The sequence below is a fragment of the Neobittarella massiliensis (ex Bilen et al. 2018) genome, from assembly GCF_014269355.1.
In the GTDB taxonomy this organism is placed as follows: domain Bacteria; phylum Bacillota; class Clostridia; order Oscillospirales; family Ruminococcaceae; genus Neobittarella; species Neobittarella massiliensis.
In genome coordinates this window covers 637,004-650,680 of the sequence record NZ_JACOGI010000001.1, presented here as the reverse complement: position 1 = coordinate 650,680, position 13,677 = coordinate 637,004, and the positions used below count along the sequence as shown (strand labels likewise).

15 protein-coding genes are annotated in these 13,677 nt (G+C 61.1%); 4 read left to right on the top strand and 11 right to left on the bottom strand.

What is annotated here, in order from left to right; genetic code table 11:
• Together H8K20_RS03015 and H8K20_RS03010 are read left to right on the top strand one after the other, a co-directional pair.
• Complete coding sequence (locus H8K20_RS03015) at window positions 1-939, top strand: carbohydrate kinase family protein (RefSeq protein WP_178089717.1); 939 nt, start codon at window positions 1-3, stop codon at window positions 937-939.
• Window positions 940-1,047: 108 nt separating this feature from the next.
• Complete coding sequence (locus H8K20_RS03010; protein WP_105205808.1) at window positions 1,048-2,121, top strand: 6-phosphofructokinase; 1,074 nt, start codon at window positions 1,048-1,050, stop codon at window positions 2,119-2,121.
• Window positions 2,122-2,438: 317 nt separating this feature from the next.
• On the opposite strand, the gene H8K20_RS03005 is transcribed toward H8K20_RS03010, so the two are convergent.
• From H8K20_RS03005 to H8K20_RS02985, 5 genes are all read right to left on the bottom strand, one after another.
• A complete protein-coding gene (locus H8K20_RS03005) occupies window positions 2,439-2,651 on the bottom strand; it encodes a hypothetical protein (RefSeq protein ID WP_186487439.1) in 213 nt (70 codons plus the stop codon).
• On the bottom strand, window positions 2,648-3,337 hold the full coding sequence (locus tag H8K20_RS03000) for an L-2-amino-thiazoline-4-carboxylic acid hydrolase (protein WP_186487438.1): 690 nt from the start codon (window positions 3,335-3,337) through the stop codon (window positions 2,648-2,650). Before H8K20_RS03000 ends, H8K20_RS03005 begins: the two co-directional genes overlap by 4 nt.
• Before the next feature lie 202 nt (window positions 3,338-3,539).
• The gene (locus H8K20_RS02995; RefSeq protein WP_186487437.1) at window positions 3,540-4,730 is read right to left on the bottom strand and encodes a tRNA nucleotidyltransferase/poly(A) polymerase-related protein; all 1,191 of its coding nucleotides are present in this window, start codon (window positions 4,728-4,730) and stop codon (window positions 3,540-3,542) included.
• A gap of 36 nt (window positions 4,731-4,766) precedes the next feature.
• Window positions 4,767-5,516, bottom strand: coding sequence for an exodeoxyribonuclease III (locus tag H8K20_RS02990; protein WP_154865740.1), 750 nt, complete (start codon window positions 5,514-5,516; stop codon window positions 4,767-4,769).
• Window positions 5,517-5,772: 256 nt separating this feature from the next.
• Complete coding sequence (locus H8K20_RS02985; RefSeq protein WP_154865741.1) at window positions 5,773-7,380, bottom strand: ABC-F family ATP-binding cassette domain-containing protein; 1,608 nt, start codon at window positions 7,378-7,380, stop codon at window positions 5,773-5,775.
• A 238-nt stretch (window positions 7,381-7,618) separates the two neighbouring features.
• On the opposite strand from H8K20_RS02985, the gene H8K20_RS02980 reads away from it, so the two are divergent.
• Window positions 7,619-8,020: a zinc-ribbon domain-containing protein gene (locus H8K20_RS02980; RefSeq protein WP_186487436.1), complete on the top strand. Its 402-nt coding sequence runs from the start codon at window positions 7,619-7,621 to the stop codon at window positions 8,018-8,020.
• 330 nt (window positions 8,021-8,350) lie between these two features.
• On the opposite strand, the gene H8K20_RS02975 is transcribed toward H8K20_RS02980, so the two are convergent.
• The 3 genes from H8K20_RS02975 to H8K20_RS02965 all read right to left on the bottom strand — a co-directional run bounded on the left by H8K20_RS02975 (window position 8,351) and on the right by H8K20_RS02965 (window position 11,319).
• A complete protein-coding gene (locus H8K20_RS02975; protein WP_186487435.1) occupies window positions 8,351-9,553 on the bottom strand; it encodes an AfsR/SARP family transcriptional regulator in 1,203 nt (400 codons plus the stop codon).
• A 244-nt stretch (window positions 9,554-9,797) separates the two neighbouring features.
• The gene (locus H8K20_RS02970; RefSeq protein ID WP_105205815.1) at window positions 9,798-10,937 is read right to left on the bottom strand and encodes a M20/M25/M40 family metallo-hydrolase; all 1,140 of its coding nucleotides are present in this window, start codon (window positions 10,935-10,937) and stop codon (window positions 9,798-9,800) included.
• A 205-nt stretch (window positions 10,938-11,142) separates the two neighbouring features.
• Window positions 11,143-11,319 carry a hypothetical protein gene (locus tag H8K20_RS02965; RefSeq protein ID WP_164998293.1) on the bottom strand — a complete coding sequence of 59 codons (177 nt, stop codon included), beginning with the start codon at window positions 11,317-11,319 and terminating at the stop codon, window positions 11,143-11,145.
• Window positions 11,320-11,776: 457 nt separating this feature from the next.
• On the opposite strand from H8K20_RS02965, the gene H8K20_RS02960 reads away from it, so the two are divergent.
• A complete protein-coding gene (locus H8K20_RS02960) occupies window positions 11,777-12,058 on the top strand; it encodes a DUF6809 family protein (protein WP_186487434.1) in 282 nt (93 codons plus the stop codon).
• Window positions 12,059-12,112: 54 nt separating this feature from the next.
• Here the strand turns inward: H8K20_RS02960 and H8K20_RS02955 are convergent, their stop codons facing one another.
• From H8K20_RS02955 to H8K20_RS02945, 3 genes are read right to left on the bottom strand one after another with little or no spacing between them, the layout of a single operon-like run.
• Window positions 12,113-12,592, bottom strand: coding sequence for a pyridoxamine 5'-phosphate oxidase family protein (locus H8K20_RS02955; RefSeq protein ID WP_186487433.1), 480 nt, complete (start codon window positions 12,590-12,592; stop codon window positions 12,113-12,115).
• A gap of 53 nt (window positions 12,593-12,645) precedes the next feature.
• Window positions 12,646-13,203 (bottom strand): cyclase family protein, encoded by a 558-nt coding sequence (locus H8K20_RS02950; protein ID WP_105205817.1) that lies wholly within the window; start codon window positions 13,201-13,203, stop codon window positions 12,646-12,648.
• On the bottom strand, window positions 13,204-13,653 hold the full coding sequence (locus H8K20_RS02945) for a MarR family transcriptional regulator (protein WP_186487432.1): 450 nt from the start codon (window positions 13,651-13,653) through the stop codon (window positions 13,204-13,206). It lies immediately after the preceding gene.
• Window positions 13,654-13,677 lie beyond the last annotated feature (24 nt).

Genomic DNA, 13,677 nt, shown 5'->3' with positions numbered 1-13,677 from the left:
ATGCGCTACCTGGCCACCGGCCTCAATATGCTCGACCAGATCATCACCCCCGCAGGGCAGGCGCTGCCCCCCAAATTGGGCGGGGTGCCGCTGTACGGTTACTGCGGCATGCGGGTGTTCACCGACGACGTCCTCTACCTGGCGCGGGTCGGCAACGACTTTTTTGATATCTACGACCCCTGGTTCTCGCAAAACGGCGTCCCCCGGCAGGGGCTGCGGTTCGTCTCGGACAAGACGCCGTACTGCGCTATCCAGTACCGGGCCGACGAGACGGTGCAGGACACCTGGTTTTTTACCCGCGACTGGGCCGATTCCGATTTTTGGCGACCCCAGCCCGAGGACTACCGCCGGCACATTGGCCCCGACACCCGGGGCGTGTGTCTCTGTGGGCCACCGCAACCCTCCCCCAGCTGGGCGGAGCTCTTCTCTCTGCGGGAAAAATACCACTTTCAGATCATGTGGGAGCCCAACGGCTCGCACACCTTCGCCGCCGACCGGGCCGCCACGGTAGAGCTCTGCCAAAAGGTGGACATGGCCTCGTTCAACCTGGTGGAGGGGTGCCGGATCTTTGGGCTGGCCGGCGAGGCCGAGCTGCTGGACTTTTTAAAGCGGCTGGGCCCCGAGCTGGTGCTGCTGCGGGTGGGCAGCCGCGGCATGTACACCATCGCCGGCGGCAGGGCCTATCTGCTGCCTTCGGCGCCGCTGCCGCCGGGGACAGCGGTGGTGGACACCACCGGCTGCGGCAACGCCTCCACCGCCGCCTGCTGTTATGCCTGGTGCGAGAAAAACGACCCGGTGATGACCGGGATCATGGGCAACGTGGCCTCCAGCTACAACCTGCGCCAGTACGGCCCCTGGCCGCAGTTTGGCCCCGCGCTCACCGCCGAGGCGACAGATATGGCGGACCAGTTATACCAAAAATACCGCTGCCTGCTGTAGTTTCTTGTATTTTCTGCCTATTTGTCCTATACTAAAAGGTACAGATAGACTGCGCACGGTGCCGCCCTGAGCGGCGGCGGACCAACACACCTTAAAGGGGGATACATCATGAAACGCATCGGCATGCTCACATCCGGCGGCGACTGTCAGGGCCTCAATGCGGCGCTGCGGGGCGTGGCCAAGACCCTGTACCAGCACTACGGCAGCGACGTGCAGATATTCGGCATCCGCGACGGCTATCGCGGCCTTATCGAGGGGGACTATCACCCTATGGCTCCGGCCGATTTCTCCGGCATTTTGGTGCAGGGGGGCACCATCCTCGGCACCTCCCGGCAGCCCTTTAAAAAAATGCAGGTGGAGGAAAACGGCGTCGACAAAGTGGCCCGGATGAAAGAGACCTATAACAAGATGAAGCTCGACTGTCTGGTGATCCTGGGCGGCAACGGCACCCACAAGACCGCCAACCTGCTGTCGCAGGAGGGGCTGCACGTGGTGACTTTGCCCAAGACCATCGACAACGACCTGTGGGGCACCGACATGACCTTTGGCTTTCAGAGCGCCGTCGATATCGCCACCAACGTGCTCGACTGCATCCACACCACCGCCACCAGCCACGGCCGGGTGTTCATCGTCGAGGTGATGGGCCACAAGGTGGGCTGGCTCACGCTGCACGCGGGCATCGCCGGCGGCGCCGACGTGATCTTGCTGCCGGAGATCCCCTACGATGTGGACAAGATCGCCAAGGTGCTCAGCCGCCGCAACGAGATGGGCAAACGCTTCTCCATCCTGGCGGTGGCGGAAGGGGCGCTCTCGAAAGAGGAGGCCAAGCTCTCGAAGAAAGAGTTTAAGGCGGCCCGGGCCAAGATGACCGAGCCCTCTATCTCGTACCGGCTGGCCGGTGAGCTGGCCAGCCGCACCGGGCAGGAGATCCGGGTGACCATCCCCGGCCACTTCCAGCGCGGCGGCAGCCCCTGTGCCTTTGACAAGATGCTCTCGACCCGCTTTGGCGCCGCGGCCGGCAAGCTCATCATCAAAGAGCAGTACGGCTACATGGTGGGCCTGCGGGATAACAAGGTGGTGCCGGTGCCCCTGTGCGAAGTGGCCGGCAAGCTCAAAACGGTCCCCGTCGACTGCCAGGAGGTCAAGACGGCCCGCCTGCTGGGGATCAGCTTGGGGGATTGACAGCGTATTTCGAACGCAGATAGCAAAGAGCCGGGCGCTTAAAAGCGCCCGGCTCTTTATTGTATTAGCTGCATCCGCACAAAGCCATTTTCGGTATATAAACAGGGTTTATAATGGAAATAGCTTGACCGGTCCGGTACAGCCCGCATTCCCCCAAATAACCAAAAATGCACCTCTACCGAGATCGTCAGCACATACCAAATGTCTCATTTGCTCCCAAACATATTTCAGATGCGCTTTATCCCCACAATTTTCTCTCTGCTCTCGCGGCAGGCAGCCGATCACTGCGCGCAGCGAGCAGCAGATATGTGCCAGCTTTATACCGCCTCATCCATTCGGGCACTGCTCTCATTTGCGTGCTTTGCCGCTATCTCTAAGTCCCACAAAAACAGCTTAAAATTGGGTGGTGCTTCTAAACTAAATTTGCATACGAAGTAACTTCTTTTCGCCGGTACTCTCTTGCTGAGATCCTTTTCGTTTTTTGCATCAGCTGCGACGGTTTTGCGGATCGTGATCTGCTCTTCTCTCATCTATCCCCGCTGTCATTGATAAAACCGCCTTTTTCATACGGGCGACTATTTTCTATCTCGACAAAGGCCCGCAGCGCTCGGGCGGCCACCACGTCGCCCAGGCCCGGCTCCTCGCTGTTGAGGCTCTGCTTGGCGCAGTGCAGCAAATGGTCGGTCAGCTGGCCCCAGCTCATCACAAAGCGGCCCTGCAGCTGCTCCTTTTTGGCCGCCACCCGTTCGGGGCAAAGCGTTACGCCGGGCCACACGAAGCGGCAAACCGTCGAGCCATCCCGCCCCATGAGGGCCGGTATCTCTAAGGTGATGGCCGGGTTATACCCCCGCATCATCGCCTTATCGCAGTACAGGCAGTAGCGCTTGCCATATTCGAGCAGACCGTACTGCCGCCACACGTCGATCCAGCAGCACCGGCTCACCTCGGTCGTCAGGTCTGGGCCGTAGCTGAGCACCTCTTCCACAAACTCGTCGTCGGTGGTGCGCAGCGACTTGTAGGCCTTATAGTTGTGTATGTCCAGGCTGTCGCCCATTTTCAGCGTGTTCTCTCTGGCAATGCGGCCCCGGTCGAGGCCGTAGTCGGTCACCACCCGCTCGGTCAGCCGGCGGCAGTCGGCCGGGCAGACCCGCTCGATCTCGCGGTAGAGCAGGGCGGCCAGCAGCGCGTGGTGGCGCTGGCAGCTAAAGGTACACATGTCGCCCTCCTTTTTAAAGGTCGTTGTCGGCTACCTTTACTTTACCACCTGCCGCCCCAAACATCTACTGACAGAGCTACAAAAGTAGCCGGTGTTCTTTGCACATTGTGCCGGGCGGCGGCAGCCGCAAAAAGGTGGGCCTGCACCCCTCTTTATAAAAAAGCGCCCGGCTCTTGTGAGCCGGGCGGCTGTATAATTTTTTCTATACGGCGCCGCTGTTGCCGGCGCTCCAGTTTTGGGCGGCGGCCAGCAGCGCGGCGCGCCGGTTGGGCAGGCGGTCAGCCATCACCTCGCCCAGCAGCCAGTCAAGGCAGGCCCCCAGCCGGCGGCCGGGCGCAAGGCCCACCTGCTGCAGATCGCGGCCGCTGACGGCCAGCTGAGACAGCGCGGTGCAGTCTCCCTGCGCCTGTATATCGGCCGCCACCGCCAGCGCCCGGGCCGCTACCGGGCTGCCCATCTGCACTTTTAGGCGGCACAGCAGCTGTAGGCGGTCGCTGCCCCAGCGGTGGGTCAGCACCCGCAGCTGCCGCCGGTCGGCAGTGGCGGGCCAGGACCGGTTCTGCACCAAAAATCGCACCGTACGGCACAGCGCGCCCGGCTGCCGCAGCAGCACCAGCGTTTGGGCGGCCCGGGCCGGGTGCCGGCAGCTGCCAAACAGCAGTGCCAGCCGCACTGGGAGATGGCTGTCGGTACAGGAAAAATCGCCGTAGGGCGGCATAAACTGGGCAAAGACAGCCGGGTACCCCTGCAGGGCCTGCCGGGCGTAGCGGCCGGCAATGCACCGCACGAACTCGGCCCCTATGCGCTCGGCCGAAATGCGCCCCAGGCCCGGGGCCTGCGCGGCCATCGCGGCGGCGGTGACCGGCTCGACGGCAAAGCCCAGCACCCCCACAAAGCGCACCGCCCGCAAGATGCGCAGCGCGTCCTCCTTAAAGCGGACAGCCGGATCGCCCACGCAGCGCAGCTGTTTGGCGGCCAAGTCGGCCCGGCCGCCAAACGGGTCGAGGATACGCCCGTCAGCCCCGCAGGCCATCGCGTTGACGGTAAAGTCGCGCCGGGCAAGATCGGTCTTGATGGTGCCGCCAAAAGCCACCCGATCGGGATGGCGGCCGTCGCTGTACGTCGCCTCGCGGCGAAAAGTGGTGATCTCCAGCGCACGGCCGCGCCACAGCACCGTTACCGTGCCGTGGGCGATACCGGTATCGGCGGTGCGGCAGCCGGCAAACACCGTTTTTACCTGCTGGGGCAGCGCGGCGGTGGCGATGTCGTAATCGGCTGTTTGGCGGCCGAGCAGGCCGTCACGCACGCAGCCGCCCACGCAGTAGGCGGCGTAGCCGGCGCATTCCAGCCGCCGCAGCGCCGCTATGATATCTGCCGGCAGTTGCAGCTGCACCGCCGCTCACCTCCCACTCAAAGCCGGGCGCTGCGGCTACAGCTCCAGCAGTACCGGGCAGTGGTCGCTGCCCAGCACGTCGCTAAAAATGGTGCAGCCCTGCACCTGCTCGAACAGTCGCTGCGATACCAAAAAGTAGTCGATCCGCCACCCGGCGTTGTTTTTGCGGGCATTAAAGCGGTAGCTCCACCAGGTATAGGCGCCGGTCAGATCGGGGTTCAGAGCGCGAAACACGTCGGTAAAGCCGCTCGCCAGCGTCTTGCCAAAGCTCTGCCGCTCCTCGTCAGAAAAACCGGCGTTTTTGCGATTGGTCTTGGGGTTCTTCAGGTCGATCTCGCAGTGGGCCACGTTCATATCGCCGCACACCACCACCGGTTTTTGCGCATCCAGCTCCAGCAGATAGGCGCGAAAGGCGTCCTCCCACTCCAGCCGGTAATCGAGACGGGCCAGCTTGTCCTGCGAGTTGGGGCTGTAGACGTTGACCAGGTAAAAATCCGGGTATTCCAAGGTGAGCACCCGCCCCTCGTGGCTGTGCTGCTCAACGCCAAAATCCCGCCGCACCGACAGCGGCTGCTGTTTTGAAAACACCGCCGTGCCGGAATAGCCCTTTTTCTCGGCGCTGTGCCAGTACTGGTGGTAGCCCGGCGTCTCTACCTGCGCCTGGTCGGGCTGCATCTTGGTCTCTTGGACACAGAAGATATCTGCCCCCACCTGCGCAAAAAAATCCATAAACCCCTTATTTAAACAGGCGCGCAGCCCGTTCACGTTCCAGGTGACGATCTTCATCCAATCCCTCCTGCTATCTCGATATACGGCGTCTCTCGGCGCCGCCCAGCGGTCTCTTTTCATCATGCCCTGCGGCGGCCCCTACCGGCTGGCGCCGCGGGCGTAAAATGGGCCGGGCCCACGGCTGCGGCAGACGCCGGGCCACCAGCACGCTATTTTCTACTATTTTAGTCTATTTTAGGTGTGCTGTCAATCCGCCGCCGCACACGCAAAAGCGCCGCCTCCCCGGGGGGAGCGCGGCGCCGCTCAAAACAGGCTACTGGCCCATCTCTTTTTTGTACTCGATAAACTCGTCGAAGGTGCTCATGCGGTCGATGGTGCCGACCTCGCGCAGCTCGATGATGCGGTTGGCGATGTTCTGCACGAACTCGTGGTCGTGCGAGGTAAACAGCACGTTGGAGCCAAAGTCGCACAGCCCGTTTTGCACCGCGGTGATCGACTCCAGATCCAGGTGGCTGGTGGGCTGGTCGAGCACCAGCACATTTGAGCCGTACATCATCATCCGCGACAGCATACAGCGCACCTTTTCGCCGCCCGACAGCACCTTTACCTGCTTGTACACGTCTTCGCCGCTAAACAGCATGCGGCCCAAAAAGCCCCGCAGATAGGTCTCGGTGTTCTCGTCCTGGGCATACTGACCCAGCCACTCTAAGATGCTCATCTCCCCCGCCGCGCCGCTGAAAAAGGCGGTGTTGTCCTGGGGAAAATAGCTCTGGCTGGTGCTCACGCCCCACTTGAAGCTGCCGCTGTCCGGCTCGATCTCCTCGGTCAAGATGCGAAACAGGGTGGTCACCGCCAGGTCGTTCTCGCTCAAAAAGGCGATCTTGTCGCCGCGGTTGACGGTAAAGCTGACGTCGTTTAGCACCTGCACGCCGTCGATGGTCTTGGACAGGCCGCTGACCTGTAAGATCTCTTTGCCCGGCTCGCGGTTCATGGTAAAGCCCACATAAGGGTATTTGCGCGAGCTGGCCGGCAGCTCCTCCACCGTGAGCTTGTCCAGCAGCTTTTTGCGGCTGGTGGCCTGCTTGGCCTTTGACTTGTTGGCCGAAAAGCGCGAGATAAAGCTCTGCAGCTCGCGGATCTTGTCCTCGCGCTTTTTCTTCTGGTCGCCCAGCACCCGCTGCATCAGCAGGCTGGACTGATACCAGAAGTCGTAGTTGCCCACATACATGCGGATCTTGGTGAAGTCGATATCCACGATATGGGTGCAGACCATGTTGAGAAAGTGCCGGTCGTGCGAGACCACGATGACCGTGCCGGGGAAGTTTACCAAAAACTCCTCCAGCCACTCGATGGCGGCGATATCCAGGCCGTTGGTGGGCTCGTCGAGCAAAATGATATCGGGCTGGCCAAACAGGGCCTGCGCCAGCAGCACCTTTACCTTTAGCTTTTCGGGCAGGCCGGCCATCTCGGCGTACAGCAGGTCTACCCCCACGCCCAGGCCCTCCAGCAGGCGGCCGGCCTCGGTGTCGATCTCCCAGCCGCCCAGCTCGGCAAACTCGGCCTCCAGCTCCGAGGCCAGAATGCCGTCCTCCTCTGAAAAGTCCTCTTTGGCGTACAGCGCCTCTTTTTGGCCGATGATCTCGTACAGGCGGGGGTTGCCCTGCACGATGGTATCCAGCACGTTAAAGTCATCATAGGCAAAGTGGTCCTGCCCCAACACCGACATGCGGGTCTTTTCGGGGATGATGACCTCGCCGGTGCTGGGCTCGAGTTCGCCCGAGAGTATTTTTAAAAAGGTGGATTTGCCCGCCCCGTTGGCACCGATGATGCCGTAGCAGTTTTCGGGGGTAAATTTTAAATTGACCCCTTTAAACAAGTTCTGGCCGTTGAAGGCCAGGCTCAGTTCCTGTACTGTGATCATAGTTCCTCCTGTATGTTACAGCGGGCAGGCCCGCATATCTACCCTGCAGCTGCCCGCCAAGGCGGGCAGACCTTTCCTATTTTACCATACCCGGCCGACAAAACCTAGTAAAAACGCCAATTTTCTGTCGAGTATTTGCGCTGCCAACTTGTATCCTGCCCGCCGGTACTCTATAATGGTCGTAGAGAATTGCCAGGTGGGCGGCGGGCTCTATCCGCCGCCCCGGAAAGGACCTGTTATGCAAAACAAACGCTGCACCCGCTGCGGTGCTTCTATCGATCTGGCGGCCGGTTACTGCCCCCACTGCGGGGCCCAGCAGCCGATCAGCTATACGCAGGGCGGCTATACCCCACCTTATCAGCCCGCCGGTCCCCGCTGCCAACAGCAAAATAACACCGCCACGCTGGTGCTGGGCATCGTGGGCATCATCTGCGCCTTTTTTGTGCCCATCGTGGGCTGTGTGTGCGCCGTTATCGGGCTGGTCATGAGTATTCAAAACAGCAAAAACGGCCAGTCCGATACCACCGGCAAGCTGCTCAGCGGCGCGGCGCTGGTGATCCTGGTGGGGCGGGTAGTGCTGAGCATCCTGTTTTCCCTGCTGGGGTTTGGGCTGTTTTTGGGTTTTGCCTCGCTGTGGTGAGCGCCCATGAGCGCATGTGGGCATATTTTATCTGCGCACATCAAAATAAAAGGCAGCGGCTCTAAAATGAGCTGCTGCCTTTTTTGTGGCCGCCGGGCCCCAGCAACCAGCTCCCATCAACCAGTGGGCGGCGGCCGGGCAATTGTGAACAAACTGTAAAAACGGCTGTTTTTTCTGCTATTTGCGCCCCGTTGCCGCGGCTACAGACGCTGCCGCCAAAAAAGGCCCTGCGGGCCGCCGGCAAATGAGCGGCAGCCGGGCCTTGTCAGAGAAAATGCGGACCTTGCTGCGGCTCCCCCGCCCGCTGCCTGCCGGCGGCGGCGCGGGCGCTCAGTCGCGGATATCGGGGTCGGGCAGGGGCATCACGTCGAAATCCAGTGCGATGCCCGGCACCCGGCACAGCTCGCCGAACTGCTCGACCATGCGCCGCATAGCCTGGGCGCCGTGGCGGTGCAGCTGTACCGTGAGCAGCACCAAAAACTGGCAGTCGCTGTAGCGGCAGAACACGTCGCCCCGCCGCAGCCCCAGCTGCAGCACCGTGAGCAGGTCGGTCATGGCGGCGCGGCAGTGGTGCTCGGCCAGCGCGCCGCCGTCGGCCCGCTCTACGGTGAACACGCCCAGGCAGCAGTGCAGCTGATGGCGCTGCAAAATGCGCTGCAGCACCTGGCTTATTTGGCAAAAAGAGGCGTACTCACACTGGTAGGCCCCTTCGTGGCCGCGGGGCTCGGCCATCATGTTGGCCAGCATATGTACCCGCTTTTCTACCCGTTTGGGCCAGCTGAGCACCTGCCGCTGCATTTTTTGCAGCTCCTCGGGCACCGGCAGGCCCCGGGACTTGATCTTGGCGATGGTGCGCTCGCTCACCGCCCGGGCCTGCTTCCAGTCACCTACCTGCAGCAGCGACCAGATGTGCAGGCGCTGGAAGGTGGTGCTGTTGGGGTCGATCTCGAGCACCCGGCTGCAGAGCGTGGGGATCTCCTGGTAGTAGCTCCACCGGATCAGGTAGTCGACGATCTGGCGGCAGGCGCGCAGGTACATGTCGTGCAGCTTTTGCTGGTAGTTGCGTATCCACTCTACCGGCGAGAGCTCCTGCAAAAAGCGGCCCCGGTACAGGCCGACGAGCTCGGAAAACAGGGCATAGCCCTCTTCGACATACACCTCTTGGCGCTCTAAATGGTGGCACAGCTCGGTGAAACGGCGGATGTCGCTGCTGAAGTCGACCTCCCGCTCTACAAAGCAGTAGCCGCCTTTTTGGCTGGCCAGCGCATCGGCCAGCCCGTCGGCCCCGCTGCGGCGCAGCATGGCTCGGGCGCGGTACATGAGGTTTTTCAGGGCGTGCTCGGTCTTGGCATCGGGCTCGCGCTCGGGCCACAGCACCTCTACCAGCTCTTTGTTGGGCAGCTCGCGCCCCGGATTGACAAGCAGGTAGACCAGCAGGCTGGTCAGTTGTCGCGAGCGCGCCAGCTCCTCTACGTATTCGCCGTCTACACATAAGCTGCACATGCCCAGCGTGCGCAGTGAAACAACGGTCATGGGTCATCTCCTCCCTCGTGGCGGCAGTCGTTGCCCGCAAAAAAAGAGCGCGCTCTCGCCGGAACGGGCGCGCTCTTTTTTGCTCTTTACTTTTTGGTGGTACAGATAGCGCCGCCTCTGCCAGGGGCAGACGGTCCCCGGCAGAGGCGGCCGTTTTTACTTTTTAATATGCGCCAAAACTGCCGGGCCGGCCATGCAGGGCCAGCCGGGGGCAGGTGGCATTTTGCGCCGTGAGCGGCGGGCTCTACGCCAGCCAGTTTTGCAGCACGGTGGCGGCGATGGCCGCCCCCACCGGCAGCGAGTCGAGCTCGATATACTCGCCGCGGGTGTGGGCGCCGCCGCCCAGGCACACGCCAAAGCAGCAGGCGGGCACGCCCAGCGACAGGGGGATATTACAGTCGGTAGAGCCGGGCATGCGCATGGGCTGTTTGCCGGCGTGCTGCTCGATGGCGTCGGCGCACAGGTCGGCCAGCACTTTTTGCGCCACCGGGTCGACATCGCCCATGCAGGGGCGCTCGCCCAGAAGCTCGACTTCTACCTCGAGATCCATATTGCGGTAGCTCTCGACCACGCTGGTGAAAAAGCGCTTCATGAAAGAGAGCCCCTCACGGGAATCGCTGCGGAACTCGTAGAGCATGCTGGCGGACTGGGCGATCGTATTCACCGAAGTGCCGCCGCTGATCTCGCCCACATTGTAGGTGGTCTTGCCGGCCTGGGGCACCCGCACCGTGTACAGCGTCTGGATCATGCTGGAGAGCTTTTCGATGGCGTTGCGGTTGCCGAAATCGCCGTAGGAGTGGCCCCCCTCGGTGCGCAGGGTGACCCGGTAGCGCATAGAGCCCACCGGCATATCGCACAGGCCCAGGTAGTAGCCGTCCAGCGAGATGAGCTCGTGCACCCGGCCGGCGTAGTCGGCCATGATCTGGCGGCTGCCCTTTAAGTTGCCCAGCCCCTCCTCGCAGGAGTTGCAGACGAACAGCAGCCCGTTTTTCACCGGGCAATCGTTTTGGATGACGTATTTGGCCAGCAGCATGAGCACGGCCAGGTTGGCGGTGTCGTCGCCCACGCCGGGGCAGTAGAGCCTGCCGTCTTTTTGCTGGGGGACAAAGGGCTCGGTGTCGGGAAATACGGTGTCGGTGTGGGCCATGAACACGGTGACCGGCTCTTCTTCGCGGCAGCGGTGGGGGTACACCACGTTGAGGGCCTCGTCGATATAGACGCCTTTGGCGCCCTGACGCTCGAGCCACTGCTTACAAAAGGCGGCGCGCTGCTCCTCGTGGTGAGAAGGGGCGGGTATTTGGCAGAGGGCCAGCAGCAGTTCGGTGAGCTGCTGCTGGCTGTTTTGCAGGTACTGTTTGAGTTCGTCACGCAGAGGTAGGGCCATGATCAAAACACTCCTTTAAGCGGGCGCACCGCAGCTGCGCCACCAGGCAGGATCGTGCCGGTAAGGCGTGCAGCGGCGCGTCTTTCAATATATGCAGACAGGTTATGTACACAATCAGTATAACACATATTGCGCCGTCGGAAAATGTATTTTATCAAAACCGGCGCGCTGCCGATCTGCGGGGCGGGCCCGTGCGCAGGCCTGTTTATTTGTGGCGCTTTTCGGTGATCACCCGCAGGATGGGGGGCATTTGCGAGAGATCGCCCCCGGCCATTTGGTAGCCGGCCATAAAGGCCTCGCGCACCATGCAGAAAAGCATGCCCTCGAATTGGTCGTATTGGTTGCTCTCTAAAAATTGCGAGAATGCAGTCTCGAAGTCCATTTGAACGTCCTCCTTATAACGTGTAAGAGTGGATAGGCAGTTGGTTTATCTTTATTTATGGCGAGACGGGACCGTAGCGCACCCGCGCATTGTGGCACCGGTTGGCACATTGTCCCTTGTGTTGACTTGATTATAGCTTGTACACGCTGTGGAGTTTGTCGATTTAGGGATGGATTTGGTGGGAAATCAGAAAACGGCGGAGTTTGTGCGATACCACAGAATAATCTGCCAGTAATTGGATAAGTTGTATCTACCTCGCCAAAAATAGGACATTTGAGCGACTGGGCGGGGCAGAACAGGCCTTCGATCACTCCTGGTCTTTTCACCTTTCAAAGTTTGAGTCGCCGCAGCCTGTAAAGTAAAATAGCTTTTCAGATATAAATAGGTCCCTTTTACCCTAACAGAGACCCCAAACATATGGTATGGTGTATGGGAGATAAAAGAGAGGAGTGAGCAGATGCAGGATATATTACAGGCGCTATATTACGGCAACCTCTGCCCAGCCGACCAAATTGGGCCACTGGGCAGCGACTATCGCGCCGCCAACCGGGAATCCGAGAGACAGGACCGGTGGTGCCGAGAAAACCTGCCGCCAGAAGCATATCGACGGGTGCGGCTGTTGCAGAGCGCGGCCACCGAGTGCAGCCAAATAGAGCTGTACCACACCTTTTGTCGCGGATTTTCGCTGGGTGCACAGCTGTTGCTGGCAGCGCTAGAGGAGCCAAGAACGAAGAGATAGGCTCGTTGGCGGCGCCAATCAGTAAAGGAATTTCCCTTTACTATAATGCTGAGATCAAAAAAGAGCGGGGCCACTTTGGCTCCGCTCTCTTTCGTCTATAACATTATACTCAGTGCTGTTTGGCGGGGCGGCCGAGTCCTGTCGGCGGCCGGGCTCGTCGTCCGGCGCATATCCGGCCGCCAGCAGCTCGAGGGCGGCCCGCTTTTGGCCGACATCTTGCAGCACCCGGGCCCGGCCAAACACCACCACGCTGCGAAAATAGGTGGTGTACTGCTGCGGCATCACCTGGTCTTTATCCACCACGCAAAACGACACCTGACTGTGGCGGGCGATGGCATCGAGCTTGTGGCCGGTGCGGGCGCAGTGAAAGTACAGTTTTTGAGCGCTCTCGTCGTAGGCGTAGCTCAGCGGCACGGCATAGGGGTAGCCGCCGTCGCCCAGCACCGCCAGCACACCGGCCGTACCGCGCTTTAACACCGCGGCGCACGCCGACGCCGACAGAGCCTGTTTTTTGCGGCGCATCTCTCGAAACATCTCTGCTCTTTCCTTTCTCTTATGCGGTATACGGGGGCAGGCGGGCGGCAGCGTTAAAACTCGGCTACCACCCGGCAGGGCAGCCCGGTCATGCCGGTGTAGTTGACCGGGTAGGTGTGGGCGGTAAAGCTGGGACCGGCCGCCGCCACCGGGCCCAGGTGACACAGGTTCTCGATGATGAACACGCCGCGGTCGGCGCAGTACTGGTCTTTGGGGGTGTGCTCGCGGCCGCGGCGCACACCGGCGAAGTCGACGCCGATGAGCGAGACACCCCGGTCGAGCAGCGCGTCGATAAGCGCGTGGGACAGCTGTGGATGCTGTGAAAAATAGGTCTTGCTACCGTAGCCCTCCCGCTCGATAAAGCCGGTATAAAAAGCCACGAACATCTCATTTTGCACCTGTTCCAGATCGATATCGCCGCAGTCGATATCGCGGCCGGCCACCTGGCGCACATCGAATACCACCGCCCGGCGGCGGGTGTATGCGAGCGGGAACTGCTTGTCCATCACGTCGAAGTGGGTGCCCAGGTGACCCACCAGCGCTTTTTCCTCGTTCCCCCGGGCATTTTGTACCATCTCTGGGGTGACCTGTACGGTCAGATCCTGTAACATCTATCTTCCTCCCAACTGCTGTATCTGCTCTTGTAAATACGCGTTATAGTCCCGCATAAAGCGAGTCACGGCCTGCAGCTGCCGCTGGTCGCAGCGCCGCAAAAAGGCCTGATCACGCTGCTGCCACTGCCGGTGGCGCGCATCGTGTTCGGCACAGAGCGCCGCCCCTTTTTTGGTGAGGTGGTAGTACACCTCTTTTTTGTTGCCCGGCTCGGTGTAGGGGGTGATGCAGCCGCTGTGCCGCAGGCGCTTGGCGATCTTGCTCACGGCGCCGCGGGTCATGTGCAGGTGGGCGGCGATCTTGGTGACGTTGGCGTGATCGATGGCGGCAATGGCGGCGATAGCATGTACATCTGAATAGCCGTAGCCGTGCAGGCGCTCGCTCTCGGTGAGTTTAGAGAGCAGGTCTTGCCGCTCTAAAAACTGGGCCAACAGCTGTAACAGTTCCACACTACCCGCTCCTTTTTGTTTCTA

Coding starts and splice junctions, on each gene's coding strand:
- H8K20_RS03015 (WP_178089717.1), top strand. CDS start 1: ATGCGCTACCTGGCCACCGGCCTCAATATGCTCGACCAGATCATCACC.
- H8K20_RS03010 (WP_105205808.1), top strand. CDS start 1,048: ATGAAACGCATCGGCATGCTCACATCCGGCGGCGACTGTCAGGGCCTC.
- H8K20_RS03005 (WP_186487439.1), bottom strand. CDS start 2,651: ATGAGAGAAGAGCAGATCACGATCCGCAAAACCGTCGCAGCTGATGCA.
- H8K20_RS03000 (WP_186487438.1), bottom strand. CDS start 3,337: ATGTGTACCTTTAGCTGCCAGCGCCACCACGCGCTGCTGGCCGCCCTG.
- H8K20_RS02990 (WP_154865740.1), bottom strand. CDS start 5,516: ATGAAGATCGTCACCTGGAACGTGAACGGGCTGCGCGCCTGTTTAAAT.
- H8K20_RS02985 (WP_154865741.1), bottom strand. CDS start 7,380: ATGATCACAGTACAGGAACTGAGCCTGGCCTTCAACGGCCAGAACTTG.
- H8K20_RS02980 (WP_186487436.1), top strand. CDS start 7,619: ATGCAAAACAAACGCTGCACCCGCTGCGGTGCTTCTATCGATCTGGCG.
- H8K20_RS02975 (WP_186487435.1), bottom strand. CDS start 9,553: ATGACCGTTGTTTCACTGCGCACGCTGGGCATGTGCAGCTTATGTGTA.
- H8K20_RS02970 (WP_105205815.1), bottom strand. CDS start 10,937: ATGGCCCTACCTCTGCGTGACGAACTCAAACAGTACCTGCAAAACAGC.
- H8K20_RS02965 (WP_164998293.1), bottom strand. CDS start 11,319: ATGGACTTCGAGACTGCATTCTCGCAATTTTTAGAGAGCAACCAATAC.
- H8K20_RS02960 (WP_186487434.1), top strand. CDS start 11,777: ATGCAGGATATATTACAGGCGCTATATTACGGCAACCTCTGCCCAGCC.
- H8K20_RS02955 (WP_186487433.1), bottom strand. CDS start 12,592: ATGTTTCGAGAGATGCGCCGCAAAAAACAGGCTCTGTCGGCGTCGGCG.
- H8K20_RS02950 (WP_105205817.1), bottom strand. CDS start 13,203: ATGTTACAGGATCTGACCGTACAGGTCACCCCAGAGATGGTACAAAAT.